The 20,589-nt window shown below is 34.1% G+C and carries 15 protein-coding genes; 3 read left to right on the top strand and 12 right to left on the bottom strand.

Annotation, left to right across the window (positions count from 1 at the left end):
• Together ACN0QX_RS10725 and ACN0QX_RS10730 are read right to left on the bottom strand one after the other, a co-directional pair.
• Window positions 1-360: DUF5689 domain-containing protein (locus tag ACN0QX_RS10725; protein WP_417196933.1), on the bottom strand; the 360-nt coding region annotated here is incomplete at its 3' end.
• 38 nt (window positions 361-398) lie between these two features.
• Window positions 399-3,146 (bottom strand): carboxypeptidase regulatory-like domain-containing protein, encoded by a 2,748-nt coding sequence (locus ACN0QX_RS10730; RefSeq protein ID WP_417196935.1) that lies wholly within the window; start codon window positions 3,144-3,146, stop codon window positions 399-401.
• A gap of 142 nt (window positions 3,147-3,288) precedes the next feature.
• Here ACN0QX_RS10730 and ACN0QX_RS10735 point away from each other — a divergent pair, with 142 nt between their 5' ends.
• Window positions 3,289-4,338: an endonuclease/exonuclease/phosphatase family protein gene (locus ACN0QX_RS10735; protein WP_248396486.1), complete on the top strand. Its 1,050-nt coding sequence runs from the start codon at window positions 3,289-3,291 to the stop codon at window positions 4,336-4,338.
• A 75-nt stretch (window positions 4,339-4,413) separates the two neighbouring features.
• On the opposite strand, the gene ACN0QX_RS10740 is transcribed toward ACN0QX_RS10735, so the two are convergent.
• The 10 genes from ACN0QX_RS10740 to uvrC all read right to left on the bottom strand — a co-directional run bounded on the left by ACN0QX_RS10740 (window position 4,414) and on the right by uvrC (window position 19,155).
• Window positions 4,414-4,854, bottom strand: a complete 441-nt coding sequence (locus ACN0QX_RS10740) for a hypothetical protein (RefSeq protein ID WP_248396488.1) — start codon at window positions 4,852-4,854, stop codon at window positions 4,414-4,416.
• A gap of 100 nt (window positions 4,855-4,954) precedes the next feature.
• On the bottom strand, window positions 4,955-7,549 hold the full coding sequence (locus ACN0QX_RS10745; protein ID WP_417196937.1) for a TonB-dependent receptor domain-containing protein: 2,595 nt from the start codon (window positions 7,547-7,549) through the stop codon (window positions 4,955-4,957).
• A gap of 165 nt (window positions 7,550-7,714) precedes the next feature.
• Window positions 7,715-9,355: a glucose-6-phosphate isomerase gene (gene pgi / locus ACN0QX_RS10750; protein ID WP_417196939.1), complete on the bottom strand. Its 1,641-nt coding sequence runs from the start codon at window positions 9,353-9,355 to the stop codon at window positions 7,715-7,717.
• A gap of 4 nt (window positions 9,356-9,359) precedes the next feature.
• Entirely contained in the window at window positions 9,360-10,670 is a 1,311-nt protein-coding gene (locus ACN0QX_RS10755) for a M23 family metallopeptidase (protein WP_248396494.1), read from the bottom strand.
• The gene (locus ACN0QX_RS10760; RefSeq protein ID WP_066249443.1) at window positions 10,628-11,545 is read right to left on the bottom strand and encodes a tryptophan 2,3-dioxygenase family protein; all 918 of its coding nucleotides are present in this window, start codon (window positions 11,543-11,545) and stop codon (window positions 10,628-10,630) included. Before ACN0QX_RS10760 ends, ACN0QX_RS10755 begins: the two co-directional genes overlap by 43 nt.
• Before the next feature lie 4 nt (window positions 11,546-11,549).
• Window positions 11,550-12,332: a DUF3108 domain-containing protein gene (locus ACN0QX_RS10765; protein WP_248396496.1), complete on the bottom strand. Its 783-nt coding sequence runs from the start codon at window positions 12,330-12,332 to the stop codon at window positions 11,550-11,552.
• A 140-nt stretch (window positions 12,333-12,472) separates the two neighbouring features.
• Complete coding sequence (gene hppD / locus ACN0QX_RS10770) at window positions 12,473-13,636, bottom strand: 4-hydroxyphenylpyruvate dioxygenase (protein ID WP_417196942.1); 1,164 nt, start codon at window positions 13,634-13,636, stop codon at window positions 12,473-12,475.
• An 86-nt stretch (window positions 13,637-13,722) separates the two neighbouring features.
• Window positions 13,723-14,883, bottom strand: a complete 1,161-nt coding sequence (locus ACN0QX_RS10775; protein WP_417196944.1) for a homogentisate 1,2-dioxygenase — start codon at window positions 14,881-14,883, stop codon at window positions 13,723-13,725.
• 250 nt (window positions 14,884-15,133) lie between these two features.
• On the bottom strand, window positions 15,134-17,365 hold the full coding sequence (locus ACN0QX_RS10780) for a patatin-like phospholipase family protein (protein ID WP_417196946.1): 2,232 nt from the start codon (window positions 17,363-17,365) through the stop codon (window positions 15,134-15,136).
• On the bottom strand, window positions 17,362-19,155 hold the full coding sequence (gene uvrC, locus ACN0QX_RS10785; protein ID WP_066249627.1) for an excinuclease ABC subunit UvrC: 1,794 nt from the start codon (window positions 19,153-19,155) through the stop codon (window positions 17,362-17,364). Before uvrC ends, ACN0QX_RS10780 begins: the two co-directional genes overlap by 4 nt.
• Before the next feature lie 134 nt (window positions 19,156-19,289).
• On the opposite strand from uvrC, the gene ACN0QX_RS10790 reads away from it, so the two are divergent.
• Both ACN0QX_RS10790 and rimK read left to right on the top strand, forming a co-directional pair.
• Window positions 19,290-19,715, top strand: coding sequence for an ATP-dependent zinc protease (locus tag ACN0QX_RS10790; protein WP_248396506.1), 426 nt, complete (start codon window positions 19,290-19,292; stop codon window positions 19,713-19,715).
• Window positions 19,712-20,587 carry a 30S ribosomal protein S6--L-glutamate ligase gene (rimK, locus tag ACN0QX_RS10795; RefSeq protein WP_066249427.1) on the top strand — a complete coding sequence of 292 codons (876 nt, stop codon included), beginning with the start codon at window positions 19,712-19,714 and terminating at the stop codon, window positions 20,585-20,587. The genes ACN0QX_RS10790 and rimK overlap by 4 nt, the downstream gene beginning before the upstream one ends.
• The last annotated feature ends 2 nt before the right edge of the window (window positions 20,588-20,589 follow it).

Here is a 20,589-nt window from a genome sequence, read left to right on the forward strand (position 1 = left end):
TATCACAATTTTAATAGAGGTTGTTGGATTTGTTGGACTATCTTGAAGGAAAAATTCTTTAAAGGAATTTCCAGACTTATCAGAAGACGATACATATCCTTTAATATATATATTTTCAACTTCTTCTATATACGGCATAGCATCCGTAGTATCACCATCATTATTTGGGTCCGATGAATATCTAGATTTCGCATCTGCTATAGAAATTTCTGTTCCATTAGCCAATAAGGTATTTAATCGTGCATTTTCTTCATCACCTAAACTTGTAGGAATGGTGTAATCGTCATCTTGAACACAAGATACAATAGCTAAACTAGCAACTACTGTTAATACTAGGGTTAAAAATTTATTTGTTTTCATAATCAATAATACGTTTAATTAATTTTTCTTTTTCGTTTTTAGAATCTAAAGTTAACATTTACAAAATAAGTAGCACCACGTCCATACCAGTATTTTGGTCCAAATTGACGTTTAGGTGTTTGATTGTCAGCTAACAATTCGTTGTAATTGGCATTTCTACCTTGTTCAAAACCACCTGTTTTGTAAATCTCATCTAATAGGTTATTTACACTTGCAAATACACCAATGTAGTAATCGCCAATTTTCCAAGATTTTCCACCTGTTAAGTTTACAGTAAAATACGCATCAATTTCTTCTTGCTTTAATAATTCGGTTGCTACGTCTTCATCATAATTATTAATTGGTAAACCATCGTTAGCTAAATAAAAGTTTTGCGTTCTTAACAATGGACTCACATCTATATACGCATTTGCTAAATAATTAACCGTTGCTCCAAAAAACCAATAGTCAGGATCGCGATATTCAAAACCAAGAGAATACGCTTGTTGTGGTCCACCTGCTATTTTATAATCTTTTAAATTAGATGTAAATGTTTGAGTTCTACCAAAACTTGTAGACGTTAAATATAAATCAGGGTTGTTATCATAAGTATATTGACCTACTGCCGCGACACCTTTTAACTTAATAGTTGGTGTTACTTGAGCTTCAATACCTAATTCGGCACCAATGTGCTTTTTATCCACACCTTGTAAAACTTCTTGAACAAATGCAGATGTATCGTTAAACTCTTCACCAACGTTGGTAATACCGTCAGCATAATAGAATCCTATTTCATTGGCATCTTCAATTTTCGTGTAGTAACCTGTTAATTTAGCCTTCACAATTGGAGATCTGAAAATATAACTAGCATCAAACGATGTGATTTTTTCTTCTGTTATATTATCAACTACACTATTGTTATCTCTTGAATTAGAATATGTATTTCTAATAGTTGGTGCTTTTGTAAGATAGCCACCATTCACATCTATTAAGTGTTTTCCAGTTATTTTATACGTAAGTCCAGCTTTTGCGCCGACACCAGTAAAGTTTAACTTCTCACCTTTTCCTAGAGATAAGTTGCCTAGAAACGCGCTGTTTTCCCAAAGGCCTTCACGTTGATAAGATGTACTTGTTACACTTCCTGAAAGGTAGAAATCTACTTTACTATATTTAAATTGTGCTTGAGCATATCCTGAAATAACCTCTGCAAAAATATTATAGTTGTAACGGAATTTATCACCTTCACCAATAACGCGGTTGGGGTTTTGGTTGTCATATTGGTAGTTGTCAAACGAATCCACGTTTAAAACATTATTACCGCCTAATAAATCTATTATTTCACCAAAGTTTTCTGACTTTAAGTTTTTGTAATTTACAGCGGCATTTAAAATAATGTTATCATTAATTTCCGTGTTGAAAATAGAATTCACCGTTATTTGCTTATCATCTTGACGGTCTTCATATAATACATAGGCATTTGTATCACCTACTGACGCATTGGTAATATTGGCATCTAAAATACGTTCCCAATCAATCTGGCCACCATTCATAAAATTTTGTTCAGCAATATAAGCGCCTGCATAATCAGGACCATCATTATCCGCTAAAAAGTAACTTGGTAAATCTTGGTAATAAGCAGGGCTTGGATTTGCTCCACCCCCATAATCTAAACGGCTATTTCCTATTTTACCAAATTGATAACCCACATTGGTATTTAAAGTAGTTTTACTACCAATGTCCCAATAGTGATTCAACATTAAAATAGGTTCTTCAATTTCTTTGATTCGTGAATTTTTCTTTTCACCATCTAACCAACCCCAATATTCGTTGTATTTAATATCTTTTAAATCGTAAACCTCTTGTGTATTAGGCGACGATTTTCCACGACGATTTGGCGTGTACATAGATGTAAAGTTCAAGCTGTGCTTGTCATTGATTTGTTTTTCAATGGCTATGAAGAACGAATTGGCATCATACAACGTTGCGTCTTGATAACCTTCATTTCCCCAGCGTCTTCCGCCCATTGCAGCGTAAGACCAACCACCTTCTAATAAACCAGATGCATAACTAGCCATAACACGGTTTGTATAACTTCTATTTGAAGATGAATAGGTTACACGGCCGCCTTCACGATATTGTGATGCACGAACATTCATATTAGTTGTACCTAAAATACCACCAAAATTATAAGCTGAAGGTGCTAAACCAGTAGTTAATTCCTGGTTACGAAGCATGTCATTTAATCCACCCCAATCACTCCATTGCGGTCTACCATCATAAATCTTATTCATTTCGATACCGTTAATCAAAACCGAACCGTTTTCAGAATCTAAACCTCTTACTCTATAAAAGGAAGAACTCCATTCAAAAGCTGCTGTTCTTTGAAACACATCTTGAGAAGATTGTAGTAAACCTGAAATATTATCAAGTCCACCAGATTCGTCATCCAATTCATCATCTGTTAGGTTAATAGTAAACAAATCAGCCGATGTATCTCTTTCTAGAGTCATATCAGTAATATTTACCGTTTGCCCTTCATTAATGACAATTGGATATCTTTTAAAGACATACTCGTCTTTAGATATTCTTAAAATCTGATCTCCCAATGGTAAATTTGAAGAAAATTCAAACATACCGTTTTCATCAGTTGTGGTTGTAATGTCTGTACCTTCAATGGTAACAGTTACATTTCGAATTGGATCGAAGGAAATGGCTTCTGTGACACTTCCTTTTACTACTGTTTGTTGAGCAAATGCAGTAATTGTTGCGAAAAATCCGAATAAAAAAACAATTAAACTTTTTTTCATACTAGAATTTATAATTAAAAAGATTGATACTTTGCGTTAAATGTTAATTAAATTAAGCGTGCAAATTTACATTATTTATAATAAATATCTACTTTTGGCGTAAGATTTGTATTAACATAACTTAAACATAACACACAATTTAATGAAAAAACTCAAAGTTTGGATCACTATAGTTCTTGTATGCGTTGCTATAACTGCAAAGGCTCAAGATGGGAAAAAATTTAAAATTCATACGGTAGCCTTTTATAATCTAGAAAATTTATTTGACACCATTAATGATCCTAATAAAAATGATGAGGCTAGCCCCATTATGGAAATGAAGGTTAACACAAGTGACATTTATAAAAAGAAAGTATCTAACATGGCACGTGTACTAGCTGATATTGGTACAGATACTGCAAAAAATTCACCTGTTATTATTGGTGTTTCGGAGGTAGAAAATCAAGATGTTTTAGAGGATGTGGTTAATGATCCACAACTTATTTCTAAAGATTATGGCATTGTGCATTATGACTCACCAGATCGTCGTGGTATTGATGTTGGTTTATTATATCAGAAGAAGTTTTTCACGCCTATTAACACCAGTAACCATGAGTTAATTATTTATGATGATTCTCGCGAACGTGTTTATACAAGAGATCAACTTTTAGTAAGTGGAAAATTAGAAGGTGAAATGATTCATATTATTGTTAATCACTGGCCATCTAGAAGTGGTGGTGAGGCCAGAAGTAGACCAAAACGTGTTGCAGCTGCTGGATTGAGCAAAAAAATAATTGACTCGCTACAAACACTAGATCCGTATGCTAAAATTATACTAATGGGCGATTTAAATGACGATCCAACAAATGAGAGTGTAAAGAAGGTTTTAGGAGCCAAAAGCGACAAGGAGGATGTTGAGCTTAAAGGTATTTACAACCCTTTTGAAAAGCTGTTTAAAATGGGTGTAGGATCTAATGCGTATAGAGACAGCTGGAGTTTATTTGACCAAGTATTAATAACACAACCTTTTTTAGAAAAAGACTACAGTTCTTTACGTTTTTATCAGGCACATGTGTTCAATAAAAACTATTTAGTAAACAAGAGAGGTAAGTATAAAGGTTATCCTTTACGAAGTTTTGCCGATGGTGGTTTTACTGATGGCTTTAGTGATCACTTTCCAGCTTTTATATATTTAATTAAGGAAGTGAAGTAAACAGATACATTTCTCAATAAAAAAAGTGCCTTTAAAATTTATTAAAGGCACTTTTTTTATTGGATTTATAGGATTCTAACCTATCCAGACATTCCATGGAATTTTTGCCAAAATAAGGATTAACGCTATCGTGTAAAAAACAGCTATCATTCTGAATTTTGCTTTAGAGGTTAGTTTCTTTTTATGTTTAGAATACCCTATGGTAATTAATGCTACTGCAATAATCATGGTTAAAGGATGTTCTACAATATTAGAGCGTAAGGTACTATCTTTCATCACGGCACCCATGCCCATCTCGCTAATAATTGATATATAATCAGCTGCAAAATAGAATACAATACCTATAAGTAATTGAATGTGTGATACGATTAAGGTAAATAAAGACATTCTGAAATCTTTAGCCGAATATTCCTTTCCTGCCATGGCTTTTACAAGGGCATTTAAAGTAGCTACAACTAGGATTAAAAGCACGAAATAAGCCCATCCTGAATGCAACATTTTTATAGTATTATACATATTTTAAAGTTTAATAGTTAGTATTACAAATGTAATAAATAAAGCGTACAAAAAAACCGCTTCGGTTTGTGAAGCGGTTTTTAATATTAAATAATAGGAATTAGAAATTGTATTTAACAGATGCATTAAATGTTAATCCATTCGTATTGTAGTATCCAAAATTATCAGATTGTTGAATTCTTACTTCATCAAATAAGTTATAAACGTTACCAACTAGAGTTAAACGTTGACCACCAAATTCAAAGTTATAAGATAACCCCACGTCTGTTAAAGAATATGCTGCAATTCTACCAACATTTTTAGTTTGCACAGAATTTCCATCATTTTCAAATAAACGATCGTAATAATTTATGTTTCCATAAAGAGTTAAACCATCAATAACACGAGCTCTTGCTCCAAAACCAGCAGTAAATTGTGGCGCATTTGTAATTTTAACCCCTTCTCTATTTGTACCTGGAGATTCAGAAACTAGATCACCTGTTCTGTCATTGTATATAGATACGTCAGATGTCCCATCAAACTCCCAACTTCCACCAGACACATAACCTGTTAAGCTAATAGCATTTGTAATACGGTATTCCATATCTAATTCCACACCTTTATGAATTTGACGTACTCCTCGATCAAATATATTTAATTCAATATCATCAGAATCATCACCTGGTGTACCATTATCATCAATATCAGTACCTGTAATCACACGGTTTTCCCAATCTGTATAATAGAAGTTAAAATCAGCTCTAAATTTATTCACTTTAAACTTATAACCTAATTCAAAACTTGTGATTTCTTCATTTTCAACTTCTGGATTTAAAAGTTCGTTTGAACTTCTTATATCTCTAAAAATATTATCTAAAAATGGCTGTCTAGAATAAAATCCAGCATTCAAGTAAATACGGCTACTACTAGGATCAATTGCATAAGAGACACCTCCTTTTAAATTATAACCTAATTTATTTAGTTTTTCAGATTTACCTAAACCTTCATTTTCAAAACGTCCATCTCTTTGGTAAGATTGATTAGATACGGCACCTTGGAAAAACACAGAAAAATTATCGTTAGCATATTCAATTTGTCCAAAAGCACCTTGATAATTGATGTTTTCTGAATAGTCATAATCAATTCTCTGACCTTCATCAGCAAAATTAAATAAAGAAGCCCATGGTTTAGCATCAAACGAATCTGTTACTATTGCGCCATCTTGCCTGTCATTAGCCCAACCATTTAATCCATAAAAGTCTGCTACTTGACGGAAGTGATCTCCTCTATATAATCTAATATCAGCACCAATATTAAAACTTAAGTTTTCGTTAATTTCATGGTTAAAGCTAGTTACTAAACCATACCAAGAGTGATTGTTTACAGAAGAACGTCGAATATAACTTGTGTTACTTTCACCACTTTCATTACCAATACCATTATTATCGGCCAAAGCTTGTTGCTCGATTGCAAAGTAATCCATTTGACCATCAGCAGTTCTTATTCTACCACGACCACGATCACCAGTTCCGCCACCACGTCCCCATGATGCATAAACAACCGTTGCCAATTCTGATTTTTCAGAAATATTCCAATCCCAGTTAAAGTTAAATACTGGCTTGTGGTAATAGTTTGTTCTTTCAGACTCAATACCTTCCGTATAAACACCATTTCGTAAACCTTCAGTATAACCCCAATGTTGGTTAAATTTCGGTGTTTTTTCTAACGTCTCTAAACTTTGAGACCATCTTTGACCATGTTGCTGCGGTGCACCTGTTAATAACACATTGAAGGCATGGCTCTCGTTTGGCTTATAACCAGCGGACATAAAATATGTTTGACCAGAACCAAATGTACCTTGAGCCCATTTTCTATGTGCTTGCCAGTGGTCTAACAATACAGAAAAAGACCATCCTTTTTCATTTAAACCTGTATCATAAGAAACAGTTCCTTTAAAGTAGCTATCATTACCACCCATAAAACGAGCAAAACCACCTTTAGTTCTGTCCGTAGATTTCATAACTAAGTTCATGGTTCCACCAACTGAAGATATAGCCAATTTAGATGAACCCAGACCACGTTGTAATTGAACCCCATTAGCAACATCTGCAATACCAGACCAATTAGACCAATATACACGTCCATCTTCCATACCATTAACTGGTTGACCGTTTAATAAAACAGCAATGTTTGTTTGGTCGAAACCACGTAAAAACATTTGTGAATCACCAAAACCTGTTTGGCCAGACACATACACAGATGGTGTATTTTTAATAATTTCAGAAACCTCAACGTTACCCACGGCACGTTCTTGAATTTCTGCTCTTTTAATAGTAGAAACAGCAATTGGTGTTGCTCTATCCTCTGCTAAATCAATAACACCAGATCCTACAATAACAACTTCTTCCAATGTATTATCGCTAGCTAAAGAAATATTCCCAATAGCTTTACTTCCTGTTACTGCAACTGTTTTAGTTCCGTAACCTACATACGATATTACTAATGTTGCATTTGTTCTACTAGTTGTAATAGTAAAATTACCATCAAAATCAGAAGACACACCGTTGGTAGTACCTTTTTCAATGATGTTGGCACCAGGTAGTGGCGCGTTCATTTCGGCATCCATGATTGTACCTGATACAGTACTTTGAGCCATTGTCATACCAGTAAACAAAATCGCTACTGCTAAAAATAATAATCTTGTAATTTTTTTCATTGTATTAAAAAGATTGGTTTTTAAATTTTCGGCAAAATTAACCCTTTAAAGCATATTAACATGAATTTAAGGTTAAGTTTTTACGCTTAGCTGAAGATAACACTTAATACACGTTAATAATATGATAAAAAATAAAGCTATTAACAGTCTTTTCAACAAAAAAAACTATTTTTTCAGATAATACTTCAATATTTTGGCAGAGGAGGCGTCATGATTGGCAAAAGTGTTATTTTTTATGTCCTGTAAAATATTTGTAGCTAATTGCTTGCCGAACTCCACACCAAACTGATCATAACTATAAATATTCCAAACAATGCCTTGAACAAATATTTTATGTTCGTAAAGACCAATAAGCTTCCCTAAACTCTCTGGTGTCAGCTTTTTGATGAAGATGGTATTCGTTGGATTATTCCCTTTAAATACTTTAAATGGAACTAAAGATTGTATATTTCCTAAAGATTTGCCTTGCTTTTCATATTCCGCAAGAACATCTGCTGCCGTTTTCCCTTTCATTAATGCTTCGGTTTGAGCTATGAAATTGGAAATCAATTTATCCTGATGATCTTTATTCTCATGAAGGGATTCCGCAAAGCCAATAAAATCGGCTGGAATTAGTTTGGTGCCTTGATGAATTAATTGAAAAAAGGCGTGTTGCGAGTTCGTTCCTGGTTCTCCCCAGATTATCGTTCCTGTCTGGTAATTTAAAGGCTGTCCATTTCTATCAACAGATTTCCCATTACTTTCCATAGCAGCTTGCTGCAAATAAGTAGCAAACTGATTTAGATATTGTGTGTAGGGAATAACAGCCTCACTTTCGGCATTAAAAAAATTGTTGTACCATATACTTATTAATGCTAAAACAACTGGAATATTTTCGTTAAAGGCTGCTGTTTTAAAATGTGTATCCATTTTATGTGCACCTTGTAACAGCTTATCAAAGTTATCATAACCTATAGATAAACTTATAGATAACCCAACGGAACTCCATAAAGAAAACCGGCCACCAACCCAGTCCCACATCGGAAAAATATTATCAGGGTGAATGCCAAACTCTTGAACACCTTTACCATTTGCAGAAACAGCAACAAAGTGTTTTGCTATGGAATGTTCTGGAGCGTACTTTAAAAACCATTCCCGAATAGTGTTAGCATTAGAAAGCGTTTCTTGTGTTGTAAAGCTTTTAGAAACAATAACGAAAAGCGTGGTTTCTGGGTTCAGCTTTTTAATGATTTCATTAACATGATCGCCATCTACATTACTAACAAAATGCGTCGTTAATTGGTTTTTGTAGAACTGTAAAGCTTCAACAACCATAGCAGGCCCCAAATCTGAACCGCCAATACCAATGTTTACCACATCCGTAAAGGCCCTACCCGTAAACCCGGTAACTTCACCATTTATTACTTGATTAGTAAACGATTGTATTTGCTTCTTAGCTTGATATATTTGAGGAATAATATTAACACCATTTACTAAAACGGTTGCCGTTTCTGGCGCTCTTAAAGCAGTGTGCAAAACAGCACGATCTTCCGTTTCATTAATGCTTTTACCGGAAAACTGACTTTCAATAGCGTCTTGTAAATGCGTTTCTTTGGCTAGTTTTAGAAGTAAATCTAACGTTTCTTCAGTGATTCTATTTTTTGAAAAATCAACCAAAAAATCATCCCATTCAATTGAAAACGTATCCGCACGACTATCATCATTAGCAAATAAATCTGTCATTTTCAGGTTTTTCGTTTCTGAAAAATGCTCACGAAGATTTTGCCAAGCCTTGGTAGTTGTTGGATTCGTTTTCGATAATGCCATAAGCTTAATCTAGTTGTGTAATTAAATCTTCTGGTGTAGATTCTAAACCATTAGAATTTTGAACATTAATAGCGTCCAACTGTAATTTTAAGGGCTTAATGAAATCTAAATACCTAGCTTTTAGACTATCAGAAATTGGTTCTGCTTCTGGTAATTTTTGCTTGAAAGGATCTACTTGTTTTCCATTTTTCCAAAAACGATAACACACGTGAGGACCAGATGTATTTCCAGTCATTCCCACCCAACCAATTATATCTCCTTGTTTTACGTATTGACCAACCTTTACATTTTGGCTTTTCATATGTAAATACTGCGTTTCGTATGCTGAATTATGTCTTATTTTTACATAATTCCCATTCCCTCTTGTGTAAGCAGATTTGGTAACCGTTCCATTAGCCGTGGAACGAATAGGCGTTCCTATATTGGCAGCAAAATCGGTTCCTTTATGAGGTCTGATTTTATTTCCATAGAGCGCAATACGTCTTTTTAAATTATATCGGGATGAAATACGTTTGTATTCCACTGGAGCTTTTAAAAAGGCTCGACGTAAATTTTTAGCTTCTTCATTAAAGTAATCGCGTAATCCTTTTACTGTATCTGTTTCAAATTCAAACGCATAAAATGGTTCACTTTTATGCTCAAAATATGCGGCTTTAATATGGTCAATTCCGGCATAAATAGTATCATCAATATACTTATCCGTATAAATAATCTTGAAGTGATCACCTTTTTGAAGTCTGGTAAAATCAATGGTCCAAGCGTAAATATCAGACATTTTATAGGCTAAAATTAGACTTTTACCACCATCGGAAAGTGTTTGCGACAAATCACTATTAATAACACCAGCAAATTCCTTTTCAACATAGGTTATCGGCTTTCGACTTGTAAAAGCATGAATAGAATCTTTAAAATTTAGCACCACATACTCTTCACGATTAGGCTGATAAATAAAGGAAAGGGCTTGTTGCAACGAGTCTTTAGAACATAAAACTGTGTATGGTTTTCCTAATTGCAGTTTTCTAATATCGAAATCATTTTTAGTCTGTTCTGCAATTTCAAAAATTTTAGGATAACCCACTTTGTAACGTTCCATAATAACACCAAAGCTATCTCCTTTGCGAATGGTATCGCGTTTAACAACGTAGTCGTTTAGGTTAAAGCCAAATTCCTTCAGTTCCTCTGGTGGAATAATAGCTGCAAATTCATCTTCATAAACAGGCTCTGGCTTGTTGTCCTTACAGCTAACTAATGTAAACAATAAGGCAAAAAGAATTATACATTCTCTCCCCATTCTGCTAATTCTTTTTCGCTCCATAATTCTGGAAAAAATATTCGTCTTTGATATTTTGGATGCATATATTTTACCCATTCGCTTCCTCCTGTTGCTTCTGTAGTTTTACCACCAATGTTTAAATAATGATTGGCGGTATTGTAATGTGCCATAACCCATTTAATATTAACGGTATGGTCATAATGACGCATGGCATTTACTAAATCTTTATTTGTTCTAACAGCTTCCGGCAATTCTTTAAACTTGGTCCAAAGATTACTAGTGTTGTAGAATTTCGCAAATCTAATAAATTCCTCTTTGTATCGTTCTTCAAAAACTGTTAATAAATAACTTTTTTTACCGGTTTTGTAGTCTTTTCCTGCAGCTTGCCAGTATAAATGCTCAAAAGCATGCTCAAAAGGTGTGTTTCTGTCTATAGTTTCACGAAAACGATTATCTATTAAATTGATTAATTCTGTAGATGAGATTTCAATTTTTCGGTATTGGGCACTTTGAAAACCACTTGCAGGCGTTAAGGTGGTTCTGAACTTATTGTACTGCTCCACGTCCATTCCTTCGCGCATAATTTCAAAGGAAGAGGTTAGCATATCAAAATACCGACTTACACGCATTAATTTTGTTGAAAAGAAATCGGCTGTCAGTTTTTCGGCAGTTGCAACCTGATCAATTTCCCAAAGAATCATTTTAAACAGTAATTCGTTTATTTGATGATACATGATAAATACCATTTCATCTGGTAAAACGGTACGCTGCGTTTGTAAATCTAAAAGTGCATCTGTTTGAATGTAATCCCAATAATTTATAGGTTTACTATATAACAAGCCTTGTAAGTGTACATCTAAATCTTGACCTATATTATCAAACTTTTCTTTTAGTTGGTTGGTTATGTCGGTATTCATGCTACTAATTTTTTACTATAATATTAAAAGGGTGTTTTAAGCCTTTAAAAGCATCCAAATCCGCTCTTAAAGAACCTACAGCCAAATCGGCTTTAATACGTAAAGGTATTCTATTTTTATCATTTGAAACCCATAATGTAAGGCTTTCTTCTTCTTTAAAAACACGACCTGCCATTACATACGGTCTAAATTTCAAGGTGTTTACTTTTCCAAAATTGGTATTAATTATTTCAGTTCCCAGATAGCGCAATTTAAAACCATAATTTTCTTCATCAAAAAACATATTAACCTCCACTTCATCGTTTATTTTCAAGTTTTCAATATCCAGATTATTACGCAAATAATAAAATGTAGATACCATATCTTGAATATTTGGTTTTGTATCAAAGGTCTTTTTTTTATTATGTTTTATGTTATTTACATGAGCCTTATGGTTGTTTTGGTCGAATTCTATTTCAATATTCTTGGTATGACCACCTTCATCAATATCTCTGATAAACTTATAAGGCACATTCAATTTTTTATCAAAATAACTCTCGTACCTATCCTTCACTGCAAAAAACCAACTAACGGCTCCAGTGGTCCAGCCCTTGCCTACTACATGGTAAACGGGTTTGTTTTTATACGTAGATTCGTTAACGGTAAGGGTGGCTTCTCCGGCTTTCATCCATCCGCTATAACTCATTTCAAATCGAAACCATTCACCTGTATCAAAGGCACTTTCTATTTGGGAAAATGCGGTGTTTAAGGAAACAATGGCGATTATAGTTAAAAGTATTTTTTTCATAAGCTTAATTCTAATTGTAAATACAACAATAACGTTGTTTTTCCTTATAGATTACAAATAGTATTCCAAAAATATAATACAAAAAAACTCCATCGATAATTGTGATAGAGTTTTTATAATATTCATTAACGTATTAGGCATTAAAGCGTTCCTCTTAAAGCCTGCTCACGCTCTATAGACTCAAAAAGTGCTTTAAAGTTTCCAGCTCCAAAACCTTTGGCTCCCATACGTTGAATAATTTCAAAGAATAAAGTTGGTCTATCTTCAACTGGTTTGGTGAAAATTTGTAATAAGTAACCTTCTTCATCCGCATCAATCATAATGCCTAATGATTTTAGCTTTTCAATGTCTTCACGTAATTCGTGGCTAAATTCTTCTAAACGTCCAGGTACAGATTTATAATAGGATTCTGGAGGTGTGGATAAAAACTCAACACCGCGAGAACGCAAATCAGAAACCGTGGAAATAATATCATCCGTTGCTACGGCTATGTGCTGAACACCTGGTCCTTCATAAAAATCTAAATACTCTTCAATTTGTGATTTCTTTTTACCTTTTGCAGGTTCATTAATTGGGAATTTTATACGACCATTTCCATTACTCATAACCTTACTCATTAAAGCCGAATACTCCGTGTGGATTTGCTTATCATCAAAGGACAAGAAATTAACAAATCCCATAACGTCTTCATACCATTTTACCCAAGTATTCATTTCACCCCAACCTACGTTGCCAACCATGTGGTCTATAAATTTTAAACCGGTTGCTTTTGGGTTATAGTCGGATTTCCATTCTACAAAACCTGGCAGAAACTTCCCGTTGTAGTTTTTACGTTCTACAAACATATGTACGGTTTCTCCGTAGGTATAAATTCCAGCACGAACTACTTCACCATGTTCGTCTTTTTCAACGGTTGGTTCCAGATAAGATTTAGCACCACGTTTGGTCGTTTCTTCATAAGCACTTCTAGCATCATCTACCCATAAAGCAACAACTTTTACACCATCACCATGTTTTACAATATGATCGTTAATGGGTGATGCACTTGTTAAAGGCGTGGTTAAAACCAAACGGATTTTATCTTGCTTTAATACGTAACTAACCTTATCTCTAGATCCTGTTTCCAATCCACGATATGCATATGATTGAAAACCGAAGGCTGTTTTATAAAAATGAGCTGCTTGCTTGGCGTTACCAACGTAAAACTCCACATAATCGGTCCCTAATAATGGCAGAAAGTCTTGCGCGTCATCAAATATTTTTTCCAATCCGTATTCTACTGATTTTATCTCTTTTTTACTCATAATTCGGTATTTTTTACTGCGTTAAGCCAGTTAATTGGTAACGCTTGTATTTTATGTTGTTATAACTTTGTTTTACTTCTAATTTATTAATGTTCCAACCATGACTTATAATAATCTTCATCAGCAATTTTCATAGCTTCTTCAGTGACTTGCAATGGCTTGAAGGTATCTACCATAACGGCTAATTCTTCGGTTTCAGTTTTTCCTATACTACGCTCTGCTGCTCCTGGGTGCGGACCATGTGGAATTCCTGCTGGATGCAAGGAAATATGACCTGCATCAATATCATTTCGACTCATAAAATCGCCATCCACATAATACAACACCTCATCACTATCTATATTGCTATGATTGTATGGCGCAGGTACGGCATCTGGATGATAATCATACAGGCGTGGCACAAAACTACATACTACAAAAGCCGCTGTTTCAAATGTTTGATGCACCGGAGGCGGCTGATGAATACGACCTGTTATCGGTTCGAAATCGTGAATTGAAAAGGCATATGGATAATTGAAACCATCATAACCTACAACATCAAAAGGGTGTGAGGCATAAACCATTTCAAAAATATCGTCTTGTTTTTTAACTTTTATTAAAAAATCACCTGATTCATTATAAGTTTCAAGCTCTTGAGGCTGTCTTAAATCCCGTTCGCAAAATGGCGAATGCTCTAATAATTGACCAAACCAATTTCTGTAGCGTTTTGGTGTATAGATGGGATGTTTGGACTCCACAATAAAGAGACGATTGTCTTCCGTATCAAAATCTATTTTGTAAATAATACCACGCGGAATGACGAGATAATCTCCGTATTTAAAATCTAGATTACCAAGCATCGTACGCAGTTTTCCTGTCCCTTTGTGAACAAAAATAAGCTCATCCGAATCTGAATTTTTATAAAAATAATCCTTCGTAGATTGTTTTGGTGCTGCTAAAATTATACGACAATCGCTATTGATTAAAACTGTTTTTCTACTGTCCAAAAAATCATTTTCCGGTTTTACTTGAAAACCTCTAAAACGATAAGACTGAATGCTATTTTTTTTGGCTATTTTTGGCGCAACACTATATTGCTTTTTTATTTCTTTTACTTGTGTTGGGCGCTGTTCATGGTAAGAATTTGTGGACATTCCATCAAAACCAACAGTACCAAAAAGTTGTTCGTAATACAGGCTACCATCCGACTTCCTAAATTGGGTATGGCGTTTGGGCGGAATTTTCCCTAATTTATGATAAAAAGGCATGTTTTAATTATTTTTAAATTGGGCGTTAGTTCTTTTGAAATAACACCACATTATAAACTACATAAAGATACTAAAATAAATGTGATTATACCGATAAAGCTCGGATTTGAAAACTTTGCAAACGTGCAGATTATTCTGGATTTCTTTTAATAAGAAACTGAAGATGGGCTAATAAGTCAATCCAAAAATGTGTCATTGTTTTACAAATATCGAAAAAAAATATGACATAATATTAAAATCCAAAAGGTCTTTAAAACCAGAAACCTAAATTAAAAAACCAGATACTTTTTTTCACCTCTGGGGACCATGTGTATTTAGCTTCTATAGGTCCAATAAATGTTTGCATAGAATAACCAATGGCATAACCCGTATAGTTTGGCGTTGTAAACCATTCACCTGAATCGAAAATATTATCAGCAACATTTGCAAAATTTGCTGCTCCAATAATATGATGGTTTTTAAACAACTCATAGTCTATAGTGAGCGCTGCTTTTACAAAGCTATTTCCGGGGATAGACAAATAATCATACCCATAAAACGAGGTGAAATTATTTATGAAATTATTCCCATAACCTCCAAGAACAAAATCTAAATATGGCGAGGTATCCTCTCCTATTTTAAAGCCACCTTGTGTGGTTATGTTTCCGGAAAATTTACCGAAACTTTTAGCATACCCCATAGTAGCCTTACCTATAGAAAATTCTGAAAAGCTATTGTTGAAATCTGACGAGTATAAATACAAATGAAAGTCTCCATCAAAGAGAAAGCCTTCATTTGGAAAGTATTTATTGTCATAAGTATCTAGCTTCAATTTCCCGTAAACACTTAAATAATCACTATTATCAAACGTTGTTTCCTCTTTGTTACTTAAGGTTAAAATAGTTTCTGTAGTAAGTTTAAACCGTTTGTGTTCTGCTCCTAAAGTTAGTGCAAAATCATTACCCAATAAAGTCTGCGCATAAAACTGATTGGTAAAGTCATCTATTTCAACATCTAATTTATTAACATTTATACCCATCAAATCTTCATCTGACAGTAAGGATGTAGCTGGAACATTCTTTTTAAATTGGTTGTAGCGTGATGTAATTCCAATACTCCAATAAAAACCTTTGTCTATATAATATTCAAAATTATACCGAATATTATCGCCCAATACAAAGTCTAAAGAAGCAACATCATCATTAAGTAATAAGCGTTTTCTGGTTAAATTTAGTAAGACACCTGTTTTATAAAGATCGTCATAATGCAAGCCTACCTTGAAAAATGTTCGTGTTTGGGTTTCTAATACGGATACATCTAAATCATATTCTCCCTCGTTTTCCGTAGGATGCAATTGGTAAACAACAGAAGCAAAATTATTGGTTGCTGCCAAATTATTAACACCCTCTACAAAAGTGGTATACTCAATTTTCTTTTCTGGTTTAATTTTCAATTTACCAATAACGTAGGCGCGCGAGTATTTTTCATTCCCAGAAATATTAATGGTATTCACCCGAATACTATCAATAACCTTAATAACAGTAGCTTTCTTGGGTTTGACTACCTGCTGATTAACTATTTTATTTAGATCGGCAATTTTCTTTTTTGTGGCTAGCTCACCATTTTCAATAATTTTACTGCCATCACTAAATGATATAACGGTATAGTCCGTAATATCCGGTTTAATATAAATATCCGTTTTTTTAGATTTTAACTTCATATCGTTAATGGTCCGATAATTATTAATTTGAAGTATAATATCTGGAGCAGAGCGCAATTCTTCGCGCGTTGCTAAATCATCCTGAACATCCACACCAATAATAATATCCATGCCTTTAGCTTTTAACTCATCAATGGGATAATTATTTACCACACCACCATCTATTAATATTTGGTCGTCTATAATTACCGGTTGAAATAAAGATGGAAAAGCTCCACTGGCCACAATGGATTGCGCTAAACTTCCTTTATCTAAAACTACGGCTTGTCCTGTTTCTACATTGGTTGCAATACAGAAAAATGGTATTGGCAATTTACTGAAGTCTTCTACATCACTTACATGCAAGGTTAGTTTTGATAGTAAACTTAATGTGTTTTGACCTCTAGATAAGGCAGATGGTAATTTTAATTTAAATTTATCAAAAGGTAAAGTAAGGGCGTATTTTTCAGAATTATCACGCTCATAAAATGTTTTAGCGGCTCGCGGCAAATTATCATTAATAATCTTATCAAAATCCACATCCCGGAAAATTGTATCTATTTGCTTTCCTGAATACCCAGCGGCATATAAGGATCCAATAATAGCTCCCATACTAGTTCCTGCCACATAATCTATACGAATCCCTAAACTATCTATCACTTTTAAAACACCAATATGTGCCAAGCCTTTGGCTCCACCACCACTTAAAACCAAACCGACTTTAGGGTCTACCGTGGAATCCTGATTTTGTGAAAAACCGGTTATGAAGATGAAAAAACAAAAGACTATTAATGTATACTTCATAAGTTGTGATAATAATTATAAATTTTGCTGGCACGTGCCACACCAACCAAAGCTTCCAATTCTTGTTTTGTTGCTTCTGAAACCCGTTTAACTGATTTAAAATGTTTTAATAAATCTACAATTGTTTTTTCGCCAATACCCGGAATCGTTTCTAACTCGGTATTTAACGCTGTTTTACTCCGTTTATTTCTGTGATGTTCAATTCCAAAACGGTGTGCTTCATTTCGTAATTGCTGAATAATTTTCAGGGTTTCACTTTTTTTATCTAAATATAAGGGAATTGGGTCATCCGGATAGAATAATTCTTCCAAACGCTTCGCAATTCCGATTATCGCAATTTTTCCTCGTAAATTTAAAGCATCCAAACTTTTTAATGCAGATGATAATTGCCCCTTACCTCCATCAATTATAATAAGCTGTGGCAAGGATTGGTCTTCATCTAGCAGACGTTTGTAGCGCCTAAAAACCACTTCTTCCATAGATGCGAAATCATCTGGACCTTCAACGGTTTTAATATTAAAATGTCTGTAATCCTTTTTGCTAGGTTTTCCATTTTTAAAAACCACACAAGCGGCAACAGGATGCGTTCCTTGAATATTGGAGTTGTCAAAACATTCAATATGCCTAGGTTCTTCAGTTAAGCGTAAATCAGATTTCATTTGCGCCATAATACGATTTACATGTCTATCAGGATCGGTTATTTTTACTTGCTTAAAGCGTTCCATGCGGTAATATTTCGCATTCCGAAGCGATAAATCTAATATATGCTTTTTATCGCCTAATTTAGGAATAGTTATTTTTAATTCTTCACCTAAATCAACGTTAAATGGCACGTAAAGTTCTTTGGAATTGGAATTAAAACGTTGACGAATTTCGGTAATTGCCAATTCTAACAACTCCTTATCAGTTTCATCCAATTTCTTCTTAATTTCTAATGTATGCGAGCGAATAATGGAACCATAAGAAATCTGCAAAAAATTAATATAACCATAACCTTCATCACTCATAATTGAAAAGACATCCACATTGCTAATTTTTGGGTTTACAATGGTGGATTTGGCTTGGTAATTTTCAAGCACATCTATTTTCTCTTTAATTATTTGGGCCTCTTCAAATTGCATGTTGGCCGCCAATTCCTTCATTTGACTTTTAAATTGCACCAGAGAGGTTTTAAAATTTCCTTTCAGAATTTCCTTTATGGACGCAATATTATCTTGATATGAGGCTTCCGTTTGAAGGCCTTCACAGGGCCCTTTACAATTTCCTAAATGGTATTCTAAACAGACTTTATATTTTCCGGCGCTTATTTTTTCAGGTGATAAATCGTAAGTACAGGTTCGTAATAAAAACAATCCACGAATTAAATCCAATAAGGTTGAAACCGTTTTCATACTGGTATATGGCCCAAAATATTCCGAACCATCTTTAATAACCCGTCTGGTAGAAAACACACGTGGAAAACGTTCGTTTTTGATACAAATCCAAGGATACGATTTATCATCTTTCAGCAATACATTATAACGTGGCCGGTACTTTTTTATCAGATTGTTTTCCAACAATAAGGCATCCGTTTCGGTATTAACAACTATATGCTTAATACTCGCAATTTTTTTTACCAAAACGCGTGTTTTACCACTATCATGCGTTTTGGTAAAATATGAACTCACGCGTTTTTTTAAATTCTTTGCTTTACCTACATATAAAATCTTACCTTCGCTATCATAATATTGATAAACACCAGGCTCATTTGGTAAGGTTTTTAATTGTATTTCTAAAGCAGTTTTAGGCATATCTTCAAAGGTACTTATTTCTATATTTTTTAAGTTATATTCGATTAATAAAAACCTAATAATTTTTAAATATAAAATGTATTGAAAAAATGACCATTTCACTAACTTGTGCCACTTTTTTAAAAAATTGAAACATGACAAAACAACTCATAGGAAGGGTTGATAAAATAGACTTTCCATTACTTAATTTATTTGAAATTGATGCTAAAATAGATACAGGTGCATACACATCTGCTATTCATTGTTCTAAAATAGTTGAGGAAAATAACACCTTGCGTTGTAAATTTTACAGCAAGGGCCATCCAAACTTTAGTGGTAAGGAAGTGGTATTTACAGAGTACACCCAAACGGATGTAAAAAGTAGTAATGGGTATAAGGAAAATAGATTCAAAATTAAATCTGAAGTCATATTCTTTGGAAAAACATATAAGATTAACTTAACTTTAAGCACGCGAGATGATATGCGATTTCCCGTATTAATTGGCAGACAATTTTTAGCTAAAAAATTTCTGGTGGACGTGGACTTGCAAAATCTATCATTTAATAAAAAACAATCATGAACATAGTTATCCTATCTAGGAACCCACATTTATATTCAACACAACGTTTGGTTGAGGAAGCAAAAAAACGCGATCATCGCGTTGAAGTTATCGACCCATTAAAGTGCGATATCATTATAGAAAAAGAAAAACCAACCATATATTATAAAGACCGTTATCTGGATTATGTGGATGCTATTATTCCAAGAATTGGTGCGTCTATTACCTTTTATGGTTGTGCCGTTGTAAGACAATTTGAAATGATGGGCGCATTCTCTATCGTTTCGTCTGGTTCTATTTTACGTTCTCGCGACAAGCTAAAAAGTCTACAACTTTTAAGTAAAGCTGGAATTGGCATGCCAAAAACTGTTTTTACAAACTACTCACGTGATGCCAAAGAAGTTCTTGCTCATGTTGGTGGTGCGCCAGTAATTATAAAGTTATTAGAAGGAACACAAGGTTTGGGTGTGGTTTTAGCTGAAACTAAAAATGCAGCCGAATCTGTGTTAGAAGCATTCAATGGCTTGGAGGCGCGCGTTATTGTTCAAGAATTTATAAAAGAAGCCAAAGGTGCTGATTTACGTGCATTGGTCGTAGATGGCCAAGTAGTTGGCGCCATGAAACGACAAGGTAAAGAAGGCGAGTTTCGTTCTAATTTACACAGAGGTGGTTCAGCCAATATTATCAAATTAAGCGAAGACGAATTGCGTTTAGCTATGGAATCTGCTCGTGCTTTAAAATTACCGGTTTGTGGTGTGGATATGCTACAATCATCTAGAGGCCCTTTATTATTGGAAGTAAACTCGACGCCAGGATTGGAAGGTATTGAAGATGCAACGGGAAAGAACATTGCCAAAGCGATTATTTCGTTTATTGAGCGAAACAAAAAATAAAT

This window comes from Bizionia sp., from assembly GCF_048259285.1.
Lineage (GTDB): Bacteria > Bacteroidota > Bacteroidia > Flavobacteriales > Flavobacteriaceae > Algorimicrobium > Algorimicrobium hallyeonense.

Coding starts and splice junctions, on each gene's coding strand:
- ACN0QX_RS10755 (WP_248396494.1), bottom strand. CDS start 10,670: ATGGAGCGAAAAAGAATTAGCAGAATGGGGAGAGAATGTATAATTCTT.
- ACN0QX_RS10765 (WP_248396496.1), bottom strand. CDS start 12,332: ATGAAAAAAATACTTTTAACTATAATCGCCATTGTTTCCTTAAACACC.
- ACN0QX_RS10745 (WP_417196937.1), bottom strand. CDS start 7,549: ATGAAAAAAATTACAAGATTATTATTTTTAGCAGTAGCGATTTTGTTT.
- rimK (WP_066249427.1), top strand. CDS start 19,712: ATGAACATAGTTATCCTATCTAGGAACCCACATTTATATTCAACACAA.
- ACN0QX_RS10790 (WP_248396506.1), top strand. CDS start 19,290: ATGACAAAACAACTCATAGGAAGGGTTGATAAAATAGACTTTCCATTA.
- ACN0QX_RS10740 (WP_248396488.1), bottom strand. CDS start 4,854: ATGTATAATACTATAAAAATGTTGCATTCAGGATGGGCTTATTTCGTG.
- hppD (WP_417196942.1), bottom strand. CDS start 13,636: ATGAGTAAAAAAGAGATAAAATCAGTAGAATACGGATTGGAAAAAATA.
- uvrC (WP_066249627.1), bottom strand. CDS start 19,155: ATGCCTAAAACTGCTTTAGAAATACAATTAAAAACCTTACCAAATGAG.
- ACN0QX_RS10735 (WP_248396486.1), top strand. CDS start 3,289: ATGAAAAAACTCAAAGTTTGGATCACTATAGTTCTTGTATGCGTTGCT.
- pgi (WP_417196939.1), bottom strand. CDS start 9,355: ATGGCATTATCGAAAACGAATCCAACAACTACCAAGGCTTGGCAAAAT.
- ACN0QX_RS10760 (WP_066249443.1), bottom strand. CDS start 11,545: ATGAATACCGACATAACCAACCAACTAAAAGAAAAGTTTGATAATATA.
- ACN0QX_RS10730 (WP_417196935.1), bottom strand. CDS start 3,146: ATGAAAAAAAGTTTAATTGTTTTTTTATTCGGATTTTTCGCAACAATT.
- ACN0QX_RS10780 (WP_417196946.1), bottom strand. CDS start 17,365: ATGAAGTATACATTAATAGTCTTTTGTTTTTTCATCTTCATAACCGGT.
- ACN0QX_RS10775 (WP_417196944.1), bottom strand. CDS start 14,883: ATGCCTTTTTATCATAAATTAGGGAAAATTCCGCCCAAACGCCATACC.